Source organism: Janthinobacterium sp. LM6, from assembly GCF_002002885.1.
Lineage (GTDB): Bacteria > Pseudomonadota > Gammaproteobacteria > Burkholderiales > Burkholderiaceae_D > Janthinobacterium > Janthinobacterium kumbetense.
In genome coordinates this window covers 511,298-530,089 of sequence record NZ_CP019510.1, presented here as the reverse complement: position 1 = coordinate 530,089, position 18,792 = coordinate 511,298, and the positions used below count along the sequence as shown (strand labels likewise).

At 61.4% G+C, this 18,792-nt stretch carries 13 protein-coding genes and 1 tRNA gene; all 14 read right to left on the bottom strand.

The window, feature by feature from the left end; translation table 11 throughout:
• Positions 1–120: 120 nt before the first annotated feature.
• A complete protein-coding gene (locus BZG29_RS02270) occupies positions 121–2,478 on the bottom strand; it encodes a glycoside hydrolase family 127 protein (protein ID WP_077398582.1) in 2,358 nt (785 codons plus the stop codon).
• Positions 2,479–2,487: 9 nt separating this feature from the next.
• Complete coding sequence (locus BZG29_RS02265) at positions 2,488–3,513, bottom strand: arabinan endo-1,5-alpha-L-arabinosidase (protein ID WP_150130789.1); 1,026 nt, start codon at positions 3,511–3,513, stop codon at positions 2,488–2,490.
• A 65-nt stretch (positions 3,514–3,578) separates the two neighbouring features.
• The gene (locus BZG29_RS02260) at positions 3,579–5,129 is read right to left on the bottom strand and encodes an alpha-L-arabinofuranosidase C-terminal domain-containing protein (RefSeq protein WP_077398580.1); all 1,551 of its coding nucleotides are present in this window, start codon (positions 5,127–5,129) and stop codon (positions 3,579–3,581) included.
• A gap of 163 nt (positions 5,130–5,292) precedes the next feature.
• Positions 5,293–6,060 (bottom strand): SDR family oxidoreductase, encoded by a 768-nt coding sequence (locus BZG29_RS02255; RefSeq protein ID WP_077398578.1) that lies wholly within the window; start codon positions 6,058–6,060, stop codon positions 5,293–5,295.
• Positions 6,061–6,135: 75 nt separating this feature from the next.
• Complete coding sequence (locus tag BZG29_RS02250) at positions 6,136–7,707, bottom strand: aldehyde dehydrogenase (NADP(+)) (protein WP_077408918.1); 1,572 nt, start codon at positions 7,705–7,707, stop codon at positions 6,136–6,138.
• 2 nt (positions 7,708–7,709) lie between these two features.
• A complete protein-coding gene (araD1, locus tag BZG29_RS02245) occupies positions 7,710–8,702 on the bottom strand; it encodes an AraD1 family protein (RefSeq protein WP_077398576.1) in 993 nt (330 codons plus the stop codon).
• 12 nt (positions 8,703–8,714) lie between these two features.
• Complete coding sequence (locus BZG29_RS02240) at positions 8,715–10,457, bottom strand: IlvD/Edd family dehydratase (protein ID WP_077398574.1); 1,743 nt, start codon at positions 10,455–10,457, stop codon at positions 8,715–8,717.
• Between the two features lie 273 nt (positions 10,458–10,730).
• The gene (locus BZG29_RS02235) at positions 10,731–11,801 is read right to left on the bottom strand and encodes an aldose epimerase family protein (protein ID WP_077398572.1); all 1,071 of its coding nucleotides are present in this window, start codon (positions 11,799–11,801) and stop codon (positions 10,731–10,733) included.
• 17 nt (positions 11,802–11,818) lie between these two features.
• Positions 11,819–12,766 carry a family 43 glycosylhydrolase gene (locus tag BZG29_RS02230; protein ID WP_077398570.1) on the bottom strand — a complete coding sequence of 316 codons (948 nt, stop codon included), beginning with the start codon at positions 12,764–12,766 and terminating at the stop codon, positions 11,819–11,821.
• A gap of 165 nt (positions 12,767–12,931) precedes the next feature.
• The gene (locus BZG29_RS02225; protein ID WP_077398568.1) at positions 12,932–14,284 is read right to left on the bottom strand and encodes an MFS transporter; all 1,353 of its coding nucleotides are present in this window, start codon (positions 14,282–14,284) and stop codon (positions 12,932–12,934) included.
• A gap of 187 nt (positions 14,285–14,471) precedes the next feature.
• A complete protein-coding gene (locus tag BZG29_RS02220; RefSeq protein WP_077408917.1) occupies positions 14,472–17,129 on the bottom strand; it encodes a TonB-dependent receptor in 2,658 nt (885 codons plus the stop codon).
• A gap of 228 nt (positions 17,130–17,357) precedes the next feature.
• Entirely contained in the window at positions 17,358–18,011 is a 654-nt protein-coding gene (locus BZG29_RS02215; protein WP_077398566.1) for a putative toxin-antitoxin system toxin component, PIN family, read from the bottom strand.
• The gene (locus BZG29_RS02210) at positions 18,011–18,685 is read right to left on the bottom strand and encodes a helix-turn-helix domain-containing protein (protein WP_077398564.1); all 675 of its coding nucleotides are present in this window, start codon (positions 18,683–18,685) and stop codon (positions 18,011–18,013) included. The genes BZG29_RS02215 and BZG29_RS02210 overlap by 1 nt, the downstream gene beginning before the upstream one ends.
• Positions 18,658–18,726, bottom strand: a tRNA-Arg gene (locus BZG29_RS02205). The genes BZG29_RS02210 and BZG29_RS02205 overlap by 28 nt, the downstream gene beginning before the upstream one ends.
• Positions 18,727–18,792 lie beyond the last annotated feature (66 nt).

The window sequence follows — 18,792 nt, the reverse complement described above, 5'->3', positions numbered from 1 at the left end:
CCGGATGGGCGGTTTTTTATGAACCCATGGTAGGAGAAAGCAACATAGCCATCCAATCAATTCTTTTTCGCTTGCGATACCGATTTGCGTATCGGTAGAACGAGCCGGGTCCTTCTTCCCTCAGCGCAACAGGCGCAGTCCGTACAGGCCGCCCGCCACGGAATCCTTGCCGGCGACAAATTTCACGCTGAGTTTGCCGTTGCCAACCGCCGCCAGGGCCTTGGGAATGGCGATATCGAGCGTGTGCAGCTCTTGCGGCGCATCGGCCGCCACGGCGACCGTTTGCAGTTTCGTGCCGTTGAGCAAGACGTCGAAGACGTGGCCCGCATCGAGGGTGGACAGGGTCAGGCGCAGGGTTTTCGCTTCGGCTTGCGGGTCGCTCAGTTCATAGCTGAACCAGCCCGTCGCATGGCGCCAGTGCCGGCCCTTGTTGACGCCGTTTTCTCCCCCTTCGGCCTGGAAGCTGTGGTCGGATTCCGGCTGCTGCTGCCCCGGCGCCACCTGGTCGATGGTGCGCGCATCGAGCGCCAGGCGCTCGGCTTCCGCCTGGCGCGTGGCGTCCTGCAGCTGCGCCAGCCTGGCCGGCGTGGATACGGGCCAGTACAGCATGTAGCGAGAGTCATGCAGGCGGAAGAACGGGATCAGTTTGATCGTCGCCGCATCCTTGCCCTGGATCAAGCCGGGCGCCGTGAACGTCAGCGGCTGGCCTTTTACAGGTTTGATCTTGTGCATGAATTCTTTTGTGTCGCTGACGAACAGCGGTGACGATTCCAGCGGACACACTTGCCCCTGGGCGATATGACCCATGCGCGTGTCGTCGGCAAAATAGTTCAGTTGTTCATTGGCGAACGGCTGCGTCCTGGCGGCCAGCACGATGGGGCCGTGCAGCACGGCATAGTAATTCGACTGGTCCGGCATCTGTTCCAGGCGCGTCGTCATCGGCAGAACGACATCGACGCTGTCGCCCGTTTTCCACGCGCGCGTGATCGTCACATACTCGCCCGGCACGCCGTTCACCCGCATGGCCTTGCCATTGAGCTTGAGGCGCAGCTTGCCCTTGGCGACCCATTGCGGGTAGCGTATCTTCATGCTGAAGGTTTTATTTCCCAGCACCTTGATGCGCGTCGTGTCCTGGTCGGGAAACCGGGTCGATTGCACGATCCTGACGCCCTGCTGTTTCCAGTCGAGGGTGGACGCCATGAACAGGTTCACGTACAGGGCGTCACCGTCATGCGCGTAGATGAATTCGCCATACTTGGCCTGGCTTTCGATGCCGGAACCCACGCAGCACCACATGCCCTTGTCCACTTGCGAATACACGCGGTAGTGGTTCGGCCGCATGGGCGTAAAATAGACAAAGCCGCCCGTGCCGGGGCGCTGCGACGACAAAATGTGGTTGTACAGGGCGCGCTCGTAGTAATCCGCGTAGCGCACCTGCTCGTCGCGCTTGAACAGCTGTTCCGTCAGCTTGAGCATATTGTAGGTATTACACGTTTCCGGCCCTTCGACCTCTTCCACCATCGAGGAAAAATCGTGGTCGTCGTGGAAATGTTCCTTGACGCTGTTGCCGCCGATGGCCACCGTGCGCTTGTCGTGCACGGTTTGCCAAAAGAATTGCGCCGCCTGCTGCCAGTCGCGCCGGCCCGTCAAGGCGCCGATGCGCTCGAAGCCGATCACCTTCGGGATTTGCGTATTCGCATGCAGGCCCGTCAGCTTGTCCTGTTGCGCCGCCAAAGGTTGCAAGACCGCCTGATGCGAGAAGCGCACGGCCAGGTCCAGATACTTTTGCTCGCCCGTCATCGCGTAGACGTCGGCCAGCACCTCGTTCATGCCGCCGTGTTCGGCGCGCAGCATCGCTTGCATCTGCGCATCCGTGAGCGAGGCCGAGAGTTTCACGGCCCAGTCCGACAGGGCGATCAGCATGGCCTTCGCCTCGGCATTGCCGGTGTACTGGTAGGCGTCGCGCAAGCCGGCGAATACCTTGTGCAGGTTGTACCACGGCACCCAACGACCATTGACGGAGAAGGTGTCGGCCTGCAGTTCTCCCTTGGCGATGGCTTGCCAGGCGGCGCTGCCGTCGGGAATGCCGCCCAGGTAGCCATTACCATTGGCGTCCTGGCATTGCTTCAGTTCCGCCAGCATGTAATCGAGGCGTTCGCGCGCCTGCGCGTCGCCCGTGGACGCCACCATCAGCGCCAGCGCGGACAGATAATGCCCGCCCATGTGACCGTCGAGGCCCGTCGATTCCCAGTTGCCGTAGCTGGGCTGCACCTGCGGCAAGCCCGCCTCGCGGCGGAACGGCGCCAGCAATTTGTCCGGTTCGAAGGCCAGCAGATACTGCAAGTCCGTCGTCTGCGCCTCGAGAAACGGTCCCGCCCCCAGGCTCACGGACGAGAGGGGAAACAGCTCCGCCGCCTGGAGTAGCGGCGTGGCAAGGCCGCCGGCGGCCAGCGCCAGCGTCAGCAAGGTTGTTTTCATGGCAGACCTTTACGGTTTGGCAGCTGGCAACTGCTTACTCTGGTAGCGGTTCAAGTCGCGCGGGTCCACCTGCGGCCAGCCGTCCTTGTCCCACGTCATGGGCAGGATCTTGAGCTTTTGCAAGTAATTGTCCGCCGTTTCATACGCGTGCAGCACCAGGTAATCCTTGCCGTCAAACGTGTAGGCGCTGTTGTGGCCCAGGCCCCGCCAATCCTTGTCGCCTTTCAAGACCACCGTGCCGCCGCCCTGCGCCATGTCGCGGCCGTCCTTGTCCAGGTAGGGGCCCGTCACGCTCTTGGAACGGCCGACGGCCAGGTGATACGTGCTTTTTTCCTTCTGGCAGCACAGCCCCCAGGAGACAAAGAGGAAATATTCGTTGCCACGCTGGAAGATGAACGGCGCCTCGATTTCCTCGGGCGCAGGCTTGAATTCGCCTGCGCGTGGCGGCAGGGGTACGCGGCGCGCCAGCGAGTGCCACTCTTGCGGTTCCGCAATACGGGTCCAGTCGGACGTCAATTTCACCAGCTTGATGCCGTTCCAGAATGAACCGAAGGACATCCACGGCGTACCCTTGGCATCGGTGATGATGTTCGAATCGATGGCGTTCCACTCGTCGCGCTCGGGCACGGATTGCAGCAGCATGCCCTGGTCGACCCAGCGGTAATCGGGCGAGCGGGGATTGAGGGTGGTGTTGACGGTCACGCCGATGCCCGATGTGTTCTTGCCGAAGCCGGACACCGAGTAGTACAGGTAATATTTGCCGTCATGGAATTGCACGTCTGGCGCCCAGATATGGTCGTCAAACGACGGTGCGGCCGTCTTGGCCCACGCGGGCTGGCCCGCAAACACGCGCCCTTCCGGCTGCCAGTCGACCATGTTTGTCGAGCTGTAAAAGGTGATGCCGGGCCCCGTGCTGTACAAATAATACGTGTCGCCTTCCCTGGCCATCACGGGGTCGTGCACGCTGACCTGAGCCGCCTGGACGGGGCTGAAAGCAAGCATGGCCGCCAAGGCCATCATTATCGAAAATTGCATCGTGTTCTCCACATGGTCAGCCGGCCCGTCATGCGGGCCGGCTGGATACCTCAAAATCGGCAGGTTTATTCGACCGCCACCACCACCACCGCCTTGGCGGGCACCGACACGGTCAGCTTGCCGCCCTGCGCCTGGGCATTGAACGTCACCGGCTGCACGGCTTGCGGTTGCGCAAAGCTGTTGACGGCATCCATCTTGCCCGCAGTCAGCACGCGGCCATTCACAGCCGTCACTTTTTGGCCCGCCAGCGCCACGCTCACGTCGACGGCCTTGTGCGGATTCGTGTTGACCAAGGACAAGTACACCTTGCCATCCCTGGCGCGCGCGGCCGAGGCGCTCACTTCCGGAATGCTGACCTTGCCCAGGCTGTACTTGCCATTGCCTTGAATCGCGACCGGCAAGGCCGTGGCATCCTGGAACGGCACGTACATTTCAAACGCGTGATACGTGGGCGTGAGGAAATATTTATCCTTGTCCGTGATGATCATCGCCTGCAGCACATTGACCATTTGCGCAATATTCGTCATGCGCACCCTGTCCGCATGGGCGTGGAAGATGTTGAAATTCAAGGCGGCGACGAGGGCGTCGCGCAAGCTGTTTTGCTGGAACAAGAAGCCCGTGTTGGTGCCCGGCTCCACGTCATACCAGGTGCCCCATTCATCGACGTACAAGCCCGTCTTTTTCGACGGGTCGTTCTTGTCGATGGCGGCGAGATTGTTCTTGATCAAGCTATCGATGCGCAGGGTGCGGCTCAGGGTGGAAATCCATTCATTTTCGCCAAAGCCCGTGGCCGCGCCCTTCTTTTCCCATACGCCGGTCGGCACCGTGTAGTAGTGGAAACTGATAGCGTCCATCATGTTCGGCTTGATTTCGCGGCTCAGGGTGCTGGACCAGCTGGTGTCGTCATCATTGCCGCCGCTGGCGATGAATTTCGGGCGCGCGCTTTCCGGCGTCTTCATGAAGGTGTGATAGTGCTTGTACAGGTCGGCGTAGTACTGCGGGCGCATATTGCCGCCGCAACCCCAGGCTTCGTTGCCGATGCCAAAGTAATCGACTTTATACGGCTGGGCGCGGCCATTCTTGCGGCGCAGCTCGGCCAGGGTGGACTTGCTGTCCGACGTCATGTATTCGAGCCATTCGGACATTTCCTGCGGCGTGCCGGAACCGAGATTGCCGTTGATATAGGTCTGTGCGCCCAGCAGCTCGGCCAGGTCGAAGAATTCATGCGTGCCGACAGCGTTCGATTCTTCCACGCCGCCCCAGTTGGTGTTGACCTTGGTCGGGCGCTTCTCGCGCGCGCCGATGCCGTCCTTCCAGTGGTATTCATCGGCAAAGCAGCCGCCCGGCCAGCGGACCAACGGCACGTGCAACTGCTTCAGCGCGCCCAGCACGTCATTGCGCCAGCCCTTGGTATTCGGGATGGCAGAATCCGGCCCCACCCACATGCCCTCGTAGATACCGGTCCCCAGGTGTTCGGCGAACTGGCCGTAGATGTTTTTATTGATCACGGAACCAGGCTTGGCCACGTCGATGGTGACGTTGACGGGCGCGGCAAAGGCGCTGCCGACGGCCATGGCCAGGCTGAGGGCCACGATGCTGGTATTGATACATTTCATGCTGTCTCCTGTTTTTTAGTGAAAAGCAAGGGCCGGGGATCAACCCCGGCAAAATCTGGATGTGGCGATGCCTCTCCTGCCGCGGGGTTGGGGCGGCAAGAGGGCGGCTTCAAGATCTGAGGTGCCGGTCAGTGCCGGCGCGAATTAAACGATGCGGTAAGGCTTATATCCAGCCAGCATCCACAATGAATTCCTGACTGGAACACATCGCGCCGTCGTCCGATGCAAGGAACAGCACCATGGCGGCGATGTCCTGCGGCATCAGCTTGCTTGGCAAGCATTGGCTTTTCTTGATTTCCACTTCCGCTGCCTCGTCGACCCACAGGTCGATCTGGCGCTGCGTCATGACCCAGCCGGGCGTCACCGTGTTGACGCGGATATTGTGCGCGCCGTAATCGCGCGCCAGGCCCCGCGTGAGGCCCACGACGGCCGCCTTGGTGGTGGCATACACGGGGTAGCCGCCCGACTTCATGTGCCACGAAATCGAGCTGACGTTGATGATGGAACCGCCGCCCTTGCGCTTCATGCCCTCGAACACAGCCTGGCAGGTGAAGAACATCGGGCGTTGATTGATCGCAATACGCTCGTTCCAGTATTCCAGGGTGACGTCCTGCGCCTGGTGGCGCTGATCGTTGGCGGCGTTGTTGACGAGGATATCGAAGTCGCCCAGTTGATCGGCCAGTTCGGCCATGACGGCTTGCAGGGAGGCAATATCCGTGATGTCGCAATGACGGAACACGGGCGCCGTCCAGCCCGCTTCAGCCAGGCGGCGGCACAGGGCCTCGCTCGCTTCCACGGCGATATCGACAAACGCCACCACGGCGCCCTGGGCGGCAAACTCCGCCACCAGGGATTCGCCGATGCCGCTGCCGCCCCCCGTGATGAACACGCGCTTGCCCTGCAAGCTGCCATATTTCGCCAATTGCTTCATCTTGTCTCCACCTGTCTATTTTTATGTACACGTGCACAGCAGCGTACCGCATTCGATCTGCGGCTCGCCGTGTTGTTATTCCTTGCCCAGCACGCCATCCTTGCGGCGCCAGATACTGAGCGGATTATCATCGCGCAGCGACTCCGGCAGCAAGTCCTGCGGCAGGTTCTGGTACGACACGGGGCGCAGGAAGCGGTTGATGGCCGCCGTGCCTACCGAGGTGCTGCGGCCGTCCGAGGTGGCCGGGAACGGGCCGCCGTGCACCATCGCCGTCGACACTTCCACACCCGTCGGGAAACCGTTGGCCAGGATGCGGCCCACGCGGCGTTCCAGCACGGGCAGCAAGCGGCGCGCGTCTGCCAGGTCGCCGGCATCCATCTGCAGGGTGGCCGTCAGCTGGCCTTCCAGGCTTTCCGTAATCTCCAGCAACTGTTGCATATCGCGGCAAGCCACCAGCAAGGAGGCCGGGCCGAAGACTTCGTCGCGCAAGTCGTGCCTGGCCAAAAACGCTTCGCCCGAAGTGACGAACAGGGCGGCGGCGCCCTTGCCTTCCTCGCCCGTGTTTTGCACCAGCGGCGTCACGTCCGCGTGCTGCGCCAGGGCGGCGACGCCCTTGGCATAGCTGCTGGCAATACCAGCGGTCAACATGGTGGCGGCAGGCGCCGGCGCCAGCGCTTCGGCGGCGGCCGCGGCAAAGGCCGTAAAGTCAGCACCTTCCAGGCCCAGCACGAGGCCGGGATTGGTGCAGAACTGGCCCACGCCCATCGTCAGCGAAGCGGCAAAACCGCCGGCGATCGCCGCGCCACGGGCGGCCAGCGCTTGCGGCAGCACAAACACGGGGTTGATGCTGCTCATTTCCGCATACACGGGGATCGGCTGCGCACGCTCGGACGCCACCTTCATCAGGGCGATGCCGCCCGAACGCGAGCCCGTGAAACCGACGGCCTGGATGGCCGGATGGGCGACCAGCGCCTGGCCGATGCCATTGCCCGTACCCGTCAGCAGGGCGAACACGCCGGCCGGCAGCTTGCAGATGGCAATCGCTTTCACAATCGCGCGCGCCACCAGTTCCGACGTGCCCGGATGGGCCGAATGGGCTTTCAGGACGACGGGGCAGCCGGCCGCCAGCGCCGAGGCCGTATCGCCGCCGGCCACCGAGAAGGCCAGCGGGAAGTTACTGGCCGCAAACACGGCGACGGGACCCAGGCCAATCATGCGCAAGCGCAAGTCAGGACGGGGCGGCACGCGGTCCGGCAGCACCGAATCGATGCGCGCATCGGTCCACGAACCCTCGCGCAGCAAGCCGGCGAACAGTTTTAATTGACCCACCGTGCGGCTGCGTTCGCCTTCCAGGCGCGCGCGCGGCAAGCCGCTTTCCGTCATGGCGCGCACGATCAAGTCATCGCCCAGTTCGAGGATTTGCGCGGCGATGGTATCTAAAAAGTCGGCGCGCTCCGCGTCGCTGGTGGCGCGGAACGGGTCGAAGGCGGCTTGCGCCAGACGGCAAGCCTCGTCGATTTGCGCTACGTCAACCATGTGGAAGGCGGGCGCGATGTGTGTGCGCGCGGCCGGATCCCACGCTTCGAAGGAGCCGCCATTGCCCTTGACGGCGACGCCGCCGATCCATGCATCACCGGTGATATTCAAACTCATAATGTGCTCACTTTCGCAAATTCGGTTGGGAAGACGTCGAGGCGGTTGCGCAAGGCAGGGCCAAAGGCCGGCGCTTCGATTTCAAAGATTTCGCCCGGCGCCACGCTCACGCCATCGGCAAAGCTCAGGGTGGCCGTGCCAAAGAAATGCACGTGCACGTCGCCGGGGCGCTTGAACAGCGGATACTTGAAGTGATGGTGTTCCAGGTTGGCAATCGTGTGCGACATATTCTCTTCGCCGCTGACAAACGCCTTTTCCCAGCGCACATTGCCAGCCGCGTCCAGCACGCGCGAGCTGCCGGCTATGTGCGCGGGCAATTCGCCCACCAGCAAGGCCGGGCCCACGCTGCACATGCGCAACTTCGAATGGGCCAGGTACAGATAGTTCTGGCGTTCCGTCACGTGGTCCGAGAATTCATTGCCGATGGCGTAGCCGACCCGATAAGGCTGGCCGTCGTCGCCGATCACGTACAGGCCGGCGATTTCCGGCTCTTCGCCGCCGTCGAGGGCAAAGTCCGGCATGCGCAGCGGCTGGCCGCCAGCGCGCACGATGGAGCCGTCGCCTTTATAGAACCATTCGGGCTGGGCGCCGGCCGTGCCGTCGGCGGGCTTGCCGCCTTCCACGCCCAGACGGAACATTTTCATGGAGTCGCTCAGGGATTCGGCATCGCCGCCGATCTTCTTGTGCATGGCGTCGCGCGCGCCGGCGCTGCCCAGGTGGGTCAGGCCCGTGCCCGTCACGTAGCAATGCGCCTCGTCCGCGTGGTCGAGCGGCGCCAGCAAACGGCCGCTGGCGGCCACGTCCGCATACGCATGCGTGGCGTTGCCGACGCTGGCATTCACCAGGTCCGCCAGGCCGACCTTTTTGCGGATGGCGTCTTGCGCCAGCGCATACGTCGTGTTGTAGCCTTCGATGACGCGGATGACGTCGTCTTGCAGCAGGCCGACGAGGCGGCCGCCGTGTTCATTCGTAAATTGCAGCAACAGCATGGAATTCTCCGCTTAATGTGAGTGGCGCGGCACGGCGGAACCGCGATTGCCGACCAGGAAGTCGAAATCGCAGCCTTCGTCGGCCTGCAACACGTGTTCGATGTACAACTGCTGGTAGCCGCTCTTCGGCCCGGGCGCGCTGCCCAGTTCGCGGGCCGCCAGGCGCTCGGCGATTTCCGCGTCGCTGATGTCGATGTTCAGGCTGCCGTTGTGGCAATCGAGGGCGATCATGTCGCCGTCGCGCACGATGCCCAGCGGGCCGCCCGCCATCGCTTCCGGCGCCACGTGCAGCACGACGGTGCCGTAGGCGGTGCCGCTCATGCGCGCATCCGAGATGCGCACCATGTCGGTGATGCCTTGCGCCAGCAGTTTCGGCGGCAAGCCCATGTTGCCCACTTCCGCCATGCCCGGATAGCCTTTCGGGCCGCAATTTTTCATCACCAGCACGGAGTTCGCATCGACGTCGAGATCCGGATCAACGATGCGCGATTTGTAATGTTCAAAGTCTTCGAACACGACGGCCTTGCCCCGGTGCTGCATCAGATGCGGCGAAGCGGCCGACGGTTTCAGCACGGCGCCGCGCGGCGCCAGGTTGCCGCGCAACACGCAAATGCCGCCATCGGCCAGCAGCGGGTTGTCCAGGGTGCGCACCACCTCGTCGTTGTAGATCGGCGCTTCGACACAGTTGTCCCAGAGCGACTTGCCGTTGACGGTCAAGGCATTCTTGTGCGGCAGCAAGTCGCCTTCGCCCAGGCGGCGTATGACGGCCGGCAAGCCGCCCGCGTAGTAAAACTCTTCCATCAGGAAACGGCCCGACGGCAGCAGATCGACGATGGTCGGCGTGCCGCGGCCGACCTTGGTCCAGTCTTCCAGGGCCAAAGGCACGCCGATGCGGCCGGCAATCGCCTTCAGGTGGATCACGGCATTGGTCGAGCCGCCGATGGCCGCGTTGACCTTGATGGCGTTTTCAAACGCTTCGCGCGTCAGCACTTTCGACAGGCGCAGGTCTTCATGCACCATTTCAACGATGCGGATGCCCGACATGTGCGCCAGCACGTAGCGGCGCGAATCGACGGCGGGAATGGCGGCGTTGTGCGGCAAGGACGTGCCCAGCGCTTCGGCCATGCTGGCCATCGTCGAGGCCGTACCCATGGTGTTGCAGGTACCTGCCGAGCGCGACATGCCCGATTCGGCCGACATGAACTGGTGCAAGGTGATCGATCCCGCCTTCATCTGCTCGTGCAACTGCCAGACGGCGGTGCCGGAACCGATATCCTTGCCGTTCAGTTTGCCGTTCAGCATGGGGCCGCCGCTGACGACGATGGTGGGAATGTCGACGCTGGCCGCGCCCATCAGCAGTGCCGGCGTCGTCTTGTCGCAGCCGACCAGCAGCACGACGGCGTCCATCGGATTGCCGCGGATCGATTCTTCCACGTCCATCGAGGCCAGGTTGCGCGTCAGCATGGCCGTCGGGCGCAGATTCGATTCGCCGTTCGAGAAGACGGGGAATTCCACGGGGAAACCGCCCGCTTCCAGGATGCCGCGCTTGACGTGTTCGGCCAGCTGGCGGAAATGCGCGTTGCAGGGAGTCAACTCGGACCAGGTATTGCAGATGCCGATGATGGGCTTGCCATGAAACTCGTGGTCAGGTATGCCCTGGTTTTTCATCCAGCTGCGGTACATGAAGCCGTTCTTGTCCTGCGAGCCGAACCACTCGGCAGAGCGCAGGGCAACCTTCTTTTTTGTCTCAGACATGCCATTCTCCTGGTTGTGCCATGCCGGATCTAATGTCGTCGGCCCGGGCAGCGATGTTGGAATACTAAAGAATCCTGCCATGCCTTTCCAATCAATTTTTAATGCGTTCCGATACCGAAAACGATATCGGCATGCGCCAATGAAAACGCCCTGCGGGCGCATGGCGGCAGGGCGTGGAAGGTATTGGGTGGCGTACCCTGAGGGGGAATGCGTCCAATGGGCGGATTCCGATCCCGCAGGGTACGACCCCGGATTTCGTTTGGGGTTAGACGATTAATCTGCGGAAAACCGGTACACGGTTTCCGTCTGATACACCTGACCAGGGCGCAAGATGGTGTTCGGGAAATGCGCCTGGTTCGGCGCATCGGGGAAATGCTGGGTTTCCAGGCATAGCGCGCTGCGGTAGCTGTTGGCGCGCAGCTTGCCGGGCTGGCTGCCGTCGAGGAAATTGCCGGAATAAAACTGGACGCCTGGCTCCTGCGTGTACACCTGCATCACCCTACCCGATTGCGGATCGCGCACGGTGGCGGCCAGGCTGAGCAGCTGACCGGGCTGTTGATTCAGCACAAAGTTGTGGTCGTAGCCACGGCCGATGCGCAGCTGTTCGTGCGGCAAGGCTATGCTGTCGCCGATGACAGTGCTCTGACGCAAGTCAAACGGCGTGCCGGACACGTCCGCCAGTTCGCCCGTGGGAATCGAACCCGCATCGACGGGCAGGTAACGGTCCGCGTTGATCGTCACCTCGTGGCCGAGGATATCGCCCTGCCCCGCCAGATTGAAATAGCTGTGATTCGTCAAGTTGACGGGCGTGGCCTGGTCCGTCACGGCGTGGTAGCGCAGGCTCAGGGCGTTGTCGTTGTCCAGTTCGTACACGACGGTCACGTCCAGCTTGCCCGGATAGCCATCTTCGCCGTGCGGGCTGCTGCGCGTGAACGTGACGCCGGCGGCACCGTCCCGGGTGAACGGCTCGGCCTGCCACATGACCTGGTGAAAGCCCTGGTTGCCGCCATGCAAGTGATTCGGGGCATTGTTGACGGCCAGCTGGTAATCCTTGCCGTCGAGGCTGAAACGTCCCTCGGCGATGCGGTTGCCGTAGCGCCCGATGACGGCGCCCAGAAAAGCGCCATTGGCCAGATACGGTTCGATACGCTCGAAACCGAGCACCACGTCGGCAAAGCTGCCGTCGCGGTCCGGCACGTGGATTGCGCTGATGATGGCGCCAAAGTCGAGCACTTTCACCTGCATGCCCTGGCGGTTCGTCAGGGTAAATACGCTGACGTGCTGGCCACCGGGCAGGGTGCCGAACGGCGCTTGCGTCACTGAAACAGAATCAACTGGGGTCATGGCGTCGGGTCCAGGTTTTACAGGGTCGATGAGCGGCCAAACACGGGCATGCCTTGCGCATCCCAGCGCAGCGGTTTGACGAACGTGTGGCGATCCGGGTTCCACAGCGGGTCGCCGACGATTTCCGTGTAGGTGCGGGCATGGTACACCAGCAATACGCCATCGCCATCGTCGGCCGTGGTGAAGCTGTTGTGGCCGGGGCCGTAGATGCCGTGCTCGTAGCAGGTGGCAAACACGGGCTCGGGCGACTTCGTCCACGAGAACGGGTCGAGCAAATCGGCCGACGCATCGGCCCACAGCAAGCCCATCGCATAATTTTCATCGGTGGCGCTGGCCGAATAGCTGATGAAGATCTTGCCATTGCGTTTCAGCACGGACGGTCCCTCGTTGACCCAGAAGCCGCGGATTTCCCAGTCGAATTCCGGCTTGCTCAGCATCACGGGCGGGCCGGCCAGCTGCCACGGCGTAGCCATCGGCGCGATATACAGGTTGGAATTGCCTTCGATGGCCACATCTTTCTGCGCCCACAGGTAGTACAGCACGCCGTCGTGCTCGAACGTGGTGGCGTCCAGGCAAAAGGTGTCGATGCCCGTATCGATCTGTCCCATGAATTCCCACTCGCCTTCCAGCGGGTTGGCATTCGTATTGCGGATCGCATACATGCGGTGCTGGAACAACTTATGCTTGATTTCGCGGCTCGGCGCGGCGGCGAAATACACATACCAGACGCCCTGGTTGAAGTGCAATTCCGGCGCCCATACCAGTTCGCTGTACGGGCCCGTTTCCGGCTTGTGCCACACGTCGACCGTGGGCGCGTCCGCCAGGCCGGCGATGCTGTCGGCACGGCGCAGTTCGATGCGGTCGTACTGGGGCACGGAAGCCGTAAAATAATAATAGCCGTCGCTGTGGCGGGTGATATGCGGGTCGGCGCGCTGTTCGATCAGCGGTTTCAAGACTTCAGTCATAAGCACTCCAAATCATTTCATTAGATTAAATTAGTTTGCCTTACAACACCTGAGAAAACCGTAGCGAGCGGAAGGAAGAGGTGGCTAAGAAGCGCAACCGTACTCTAGTACGGTGAGCATCGCAGGCCGCCTATACCGACGCGCAGTAGGTTAGCTCAGGTGTCCTCATGCAGCCACAAAGCCGCGCTTGTGCATTTCCACTTTGACGCCGCGGTAATAGTCATCGCTGATGCGGTACTTAAACATCAGCAAGCCCATCAGCAAGTGGAAGAAACCGGGGATGACCGACAGCATCAGGGCGATGCCGTTCAGGGCGAATTGTGTTTGCTCATGGTTGGGCTGGTAGTCGAAATACGCGAGCAGCACGCCCACCAGGCCGCCTGCCACCGCCATGCCCGCCTTCTGGCAGACGGAAATGCCGCCAAAGGCGAAGCCGGAAACGCGCTTGCCCGTCTTGACTTGACCATAATCAATGGTTTCCGCGATAGCCGACCAAAACACGGGCGCATGCAAGTCCACCACAAAGGACAGCAGGAAATACAGGGCGAAGGCCAGCACGGTGTCGCTCGGCTTCACGAAGAAATAGATGGCCAGGCTGATCAGCGCGACGCCGATCTGCGTGTAGCGGAACAGTTTGACCTTACAATAAAACTTGGTGATCCACGTCGAGGCGATCATGGCCAGGATGGCGGCCACCACGCCCGTGGTCAGGAAGGCGGCCACCGTTTCCGTGCTGCCGCCCAGATAGTATTTCGCGTAATAAATGGCAACGGAACCGCGCACCACGTAGCCGATGGTGCCCGTGACGCACACGCCGCACAGCACCAGCCACTGGTCGTTCTGCAACAGCACTTTCAATTGCGCCAGCAACGGTTGCTTTTCCACTACGTGCACGACCCGCTCGGTGGTGGAGAAATAGCAGAACAGGAACAGGGCCACGCCCATCACGGCCATCACGGCCATGGCCGCCTGGTAGCCGACGGCCGGGTTGCCGCCGCCCCAGCGCTGCGACAGGACCGGCACGACGATGGTCACCATGAAGGCGCCGATCTTGGCGAAGAACAAACGATAGCCGTTGGCCGACAGGCGATCCTGCGGGTCGCTCGTCAAGCCGCTGATCAGGGAAATATACGGGATGCCGACGCCGGCCGTCATGATGGTCATCAAAATATACGTCGAATATGCCCAGATCAGCTTGGCGTCATACTGCCACTCGGGCGTGCTGAAGACAAAGAAGACGCTGACGCCATACGGCACGGCCAGCCACAGCAGATATGGACGGTAGCGGCCCGAGGCAAAGCTGAAGCGGTCCGTGATCTGGCCCATGACCAGGTCGGCGATGGCGCCGATGACTTTCACGGCCACGAACAGCAGGGCCAGGTCCGTGGTTTTCAAGCCATAGATATCGGTATAGAAAAAGGTGATGATCAACATCATCGACGAAATGACGACATTGAGCGCCATGTCGCCGGCGCCGAAGCCGACCTTTTCAACGGTGGATAATTTTTGCGTCTCCATGCTTTCCGTCCATTCTTTTGATGATGAATCGTGCGTGACTGCCCAACTGACAGGGGCGTTGCCGGCCGAAACCATGGCAACGCCCTTGGATACTGCTTTTCACTCATGCAAAACGTTCAGGGCAAGGCGCGTTGCCGAAGACAGTACGAGGCGTACGGCGAGGCAATGCAACGCAGCCATGGACGTTTTACATTTTCCAGCGCAGCGATAACCCTATCGTACGGTCATAGCGGCGCGTATCGCGCGCATAGATGCCCGGGTTGTTCCAGTAATCCTTGAACTTGGTGTCGAGCAAGTTATTCCCATCGAGGGTCACGGTGAACTGCTCGTTGATCTTGTACGACAGCGAACCGTCGAGCTGGGCCGTCGGCGCCACCTTCAAGTCCAGGCCGGGGCCGCCCTGGTTGTAGCTGTCGATGAATTTCGAGCGCCAGTTGTAGGCCAGGCGGCCCGACCACGCGTCTTTTTCGTACAGCAACACCAGGTTGTAGGCATAGCGCGACACGCCCGTGATGGCATGGCTGCCCGTCTCGTCGTCGGTGGTGCCGCTCATGTAGGTGCCGTTCGCCTGCAGGCCCAGGCCGCTCAAGATGCCGGGCAAGCCGTCATAGAATTGCTGGTAGCCGATTTCCAGGCCTTGCAGCTTGCCGGCCGCCGTGTTGTACGGGCGGTCCACGTCATACGTCTTGCCGGCGATGGTTTCGCTGGCAATGCGTTGCTGGATATAGCCGTCGAACTTGTGGTGGAACACGGTGGCGGTGACGGAACCGGCCGGCGCGAAATACCATTCCAGTGCCGCGTCGACATTGTCGCCCGTCACCGGTTTCAAATTCGGATTGCCGCCCGCGCCCGTCGCCTTCACCGTTTCCGTCGAGTTGACCAGGGCCACGCCCGGGTTCAACTGAGCAAAGCCGGGGCGGCTGATGGTGCGGCCCGCGGCGAAGCGGCCGACCAGGTCGGAACGCAGCTTGATTTTCAGGGCCACGCTCGGCAGCACGTCGGTGCTGGCCGTGTCGCTGATGACGGGCGTGTAGACGCCATCCTCGGATGTATTGCCTTGCAGGCTTTGTTCCGTGCGCACGACGCGCACGCCCAGAGTACCGTCAACGGGAAAGTCAGCCAGCTTGAAGGCGACCTTCGCCTTGGTATAGATGGAATACGTCTTTTCCGTATCCTTGAAGAACGAGCCCGGATCCATGGCACGCGCCGCGCTGCTGCCCGTGACGGCCTGGCGCACGGTGCCCGTGTTATTGAGCAAGAAACTGGCGCATGGCGTGTACCACTGCTTCAAGCCGTAGTCGGGTCCGCCGCTGGACATCGGTTCCGACAGGCAATTGAGGCCCGGAATCGATGTGACGCCCTGGCGGCCGAACGGAAATGCGGCGCCGGACACGTCCGGTGCTTCCGCATTGCCCTCGAAACTTTTGATCGATTCGGCTTCGCGCTTGACGCCGCGCAAGCCGACGCTAATTTCCTTGAAGATGCCGCCGGCACTGGGCGTGTAGGCCAGGTCGGCGCGCACATCGTTCGAACTGCCCTTGTCTTCGCCGTAGCGGTCGAAGAAGCCCTTCAAATAGTAATTCGACGGGTCTTGCAAGTCGATGCCCGTGTAGTCGACGTGCAAGGTGCCGTTCTGGTTGGTATTGATGGTGGCATTCGGCACGACGGTGATGGCGTCGAGGATGGGGTTGCGCCAGGTAAAGGTGCTTTTGGTGCTGGCCACTTCCGACGTGAAACGCCATTCCGGGTTGATATCCCACAAGCCGCCGACGGCAAACTGCTGCGTCTTCGTCTGGTTCTTGTTCGCCTGCGTCGACATGATGGTATTGACGTTGGTCGAGGTCAGGGTTTGCAGCTGGTTGCTGCCGGGAATTTTGGTGGCCGACACGGGCGTGCCCCACCAGGGCAAGCCGACGAAGTAATCGGACTCGGCATCGAGCAGGAAACGCGTGGCCATGCCTTCCGCGTACAGCTCGACGTCGGCGTTCGGACGCCATTGCAGCACGGCATTGGCGGTGCTGCGGCGGCGGTCGCCCTTGATCGGCAGCAAACCCACCTGATCCGGCCCCGTCAAACCGGGCGACAGGAAACTTTTATCCACGGGCGCCGTATTGAATGCGCGTTCTTCGTGGTAACGGTGCTGCTGCTGCGACAAGCCCAGCAGCGCACCCACTTCGCCGATGCCCGTCTTCCAGCGGTTCGCCACCATGCCGCTGATGTTCGGGTCGGTGGCTTTCGATTTGTCGCTGTAGACGGCGCGCGCGTTCACGCTGGCCGTGAACTCCTTGAAGTCGAACGGGCGATTCGTGCGCACGTCGATGATGCCGGCCACGCCGCCTTCGACCTGGTCCGCGCCCTGCGATTTGTACACGTCCACGCGCTGCAGCATGGTGGCGGGAATGTCGGCCAGGTTGACGTAGCGGCCCGTCGTGGTGAACAGTTCGCGGCCGTTGAGCAGGGTCGTGACATCGCGCAAGCCGCGGATCATGACGGCGCTGGCTTCGCCCGAATCGCGGCGGATCTGGATGCCGGAAATGCGCGCCAGGGTTTCGGCCACATTGTTGTCGGGGAATTTGCCGATGTCGTCGGCCACGATGGAATCGATGACCTGGTCCGAGCGCATCTTGATCTGCTGCGAATTTTGCGCCGAGCGGCGCACGCCGCTGACGGTCACGACCGACACTTCCGCGGCAGGCTCGGCACTGGCATCGGCCGCCACCACCTCCTGCGCCCATACCGAAGCCGTGCTCAGCAAGCCGATACCGGCCAATGCCGCAACGGCGGCCTTCAAGGTGAATGGACGAGGGGAAGTGGCCGCGAGCGGACCGGTGGCGTTGCGCATCATGAATCTCCAGATATTGTATTGATATTTTTGCACTGCTTGCATGTCGTTCGCATGCTCGGCGTTTATCTTAGGGGCTGGGCGATAATCTCTCCAATCAATTTTTCCACTGTTTCGATATCAATTTTGATATCGGCAACTGGAACACTTTGGAGGTTGCAAACGGACAACGGCAGGGGCGTCAAAGATGTTTCAGGCAGGAGCATGCCTAACAAAACGGCAATGCAGGCTTCAGAAAAACGGAGGCAGGTATTTCAAGGGAGGAAGAGCGGTGGAACGGCTATTGCCGGGTTGCTGAAGCAGACGCCAGAGCAAAGCAATCGCGGAACGCAGCAACTTGCCCAGTTGCGGCAAGCCTTGCGCTTCGTAGGTGGCAATCAATTCGGCTGAGGATCTGGGCGGTTTGCGCAATCGTGCCCGGTTTTCCTTGACGACGCTGAGCATGCGTATCGGGGCCAATTCATACTGGGCCACCAGAAAATCATCCGGGTGCAAGACTTCAATGTTGTGCCCGCGCATGAGTGCGTCCGGGAAATCCTTGAGATTGAACGTGACGATGGCATCAGCATGTCCCACGATAGCAGCCGCCAGAACGTGCCGGTCGTCCGGATCGGGCAAGATCAAGGTATCGATCAGGTATTCGTAAGAATCGATCACGCCATCCTCCACTGCCTCGGCCATCAGCGCGCTGGTGCGCACCAACGCCGAAGGGTCGAGATCAGGTCGCTTGAGCAGCAAGTTGCGTTGCCACTCCTCCTGTATCTGCGCTGTCCAGCGCGCGCTGAAGATACCGTCCGCCGCCAAACTCAGCAATAGATCGCGCAAGGGTGCAGGATATAACACACAGGCATCGAGAACGGCAGTGTAACGGTAGTATCCGGCCATCAATACCCCTGTTCAAGCTCCTGCGCCTGATCTGCCAAGGCTTGCAAGGCCTGTTCCGAACGCCGTTTGCGCTCATCCTTGTACTGCACCACATCCTCAAAGCGCAGCCGGCGGTGCGTACCCACCTTATGATAGGGAATTTTCCCCGCTTCAAACAAGCGCACCAGATACGGCCGTGACATATTCAAATACATCGCCGCTTCCTGGGTCGTTACATCGAGCTCCTTGGGCATGACCGTCACGGCCTTCCCTTGCGCCAAGGTGCCCAGCACATCGGCAAACAGGCGCAATACATTCGGCGGCAAGCGCAGCAAGGGGGCGTCGCCCAGGTCCTGCGCACCCTCTTCCAGAACGGCAATCTGCACGGCACGCGAATGATCGAGCGCACTGACCAGGCAACGCTGCGCCGCTTTCGCCAGTTCCAGGTCTTCTTTATTGTCCAGACGATCGATTACATTCGACATGGTATTCCTCCCTACTTCTCGTTCAAGCTTACGAGTCAAACGCAATAAACGCAACCAAAATAGTATAACAATTTGTGCAGGGACAAGCACGACACGACGCCAGAACGGCAAGGCGAACAGCACAGCGCGACCCATCAACTGCGAACAGAGGGGGAAAAATGGAGGAAACGACCGGGACATCTTGGTGCGGCTGGCGGGGATCGAACCCACGACCCTTGGCTTCGGAGGCCAACATGGTTTCCTCCACTCGCCCCCGTGACAGCTGCAACTCCTTGAAACTACAGCTTAAACGAACGGGCAGCAACTAGCAACAAAGA

Bases quoted from the DNA above. Each gene is read 5' to 3' on its own strand.
- BZG29_RS02270 (WP_077398582.1), bottom strand. From the start codon at position 2,478: ATGAAAACAACCTTGCTGACGCTGGCGCTGGCCGCCGGCGGCCTTGCC.
- BZG29_RS02265 (WP_150130789.1), bottom strand. From the start codon at position 3,513: ATGCAATTTTCGATAATGATGGCCTTGGCGGCCATGCTTGCTTTCAGC.
- BZG29_RS02260 (WP_077398580.1), bottom strand. From the start codon at position 5,129: ATGAAATGTATCAATACCAGCATCGTGGCCCTCAGCCTGGCCATGGCC.
- BZG29_RS02255 (WP_077398578.1), bottom strand. From the start codon at position 6,060: ATGAAGCAATTGGCGAAATATGGCAGCTTGCAGGGCAAGCGCGTGTTC.
- araD1 (WP_077398576.1), bottom strand. From the start codon at position 8,702: ATGCTGTTGCTGCAATTTACGAATGAACACGGCGGCCGCCTCGTCGGC.
- BZG29_RS02240 (WP_077398574.1), bottom strand. From the start codon at position 10,457: ATGTCTGAGACAAAAAAGAAGGTTGCCCTGCGCTCTGCCGAGTGGTTC.
- BZG29_RS02235 (WP_077398572.1), bottom strand. From the start codon at position 11,801: ATGACCCCAGTTGATTCTGTTTCAGTGACGCAAGCGCCGTTCGGCACC.
- BZG29_RS02230 (WP_077398570.1), bottom strand. From the start codon at position 12,766: ATGACTGAAGTCTTGAAACCGCTGATCGAACAGCGCGCCGACCCGCAT.
- BZG29_RS02225 (WP_077398568.1), bottom strand. From the start codon at position 14,284: ATGGAGACGCAAAAATTATCCACCGTTGAAAAGGTCGGCTTCGGCGCC.
- BZG29_RS02220 (WP_077408917.1), bottom strand. From the start codon at position 17,129: ATGATGCGCAACGCCACCGGTCCGCTCGCGGCCACTTCCCCTCGTCCA.
- BZG29_RS02215 (WP_077398566.1), bottom strand. From the start codon at position 18,011: ATGGCCGGATACTACCGTTACACTGCCGTTCTCGATGCCTGTGTGTTA.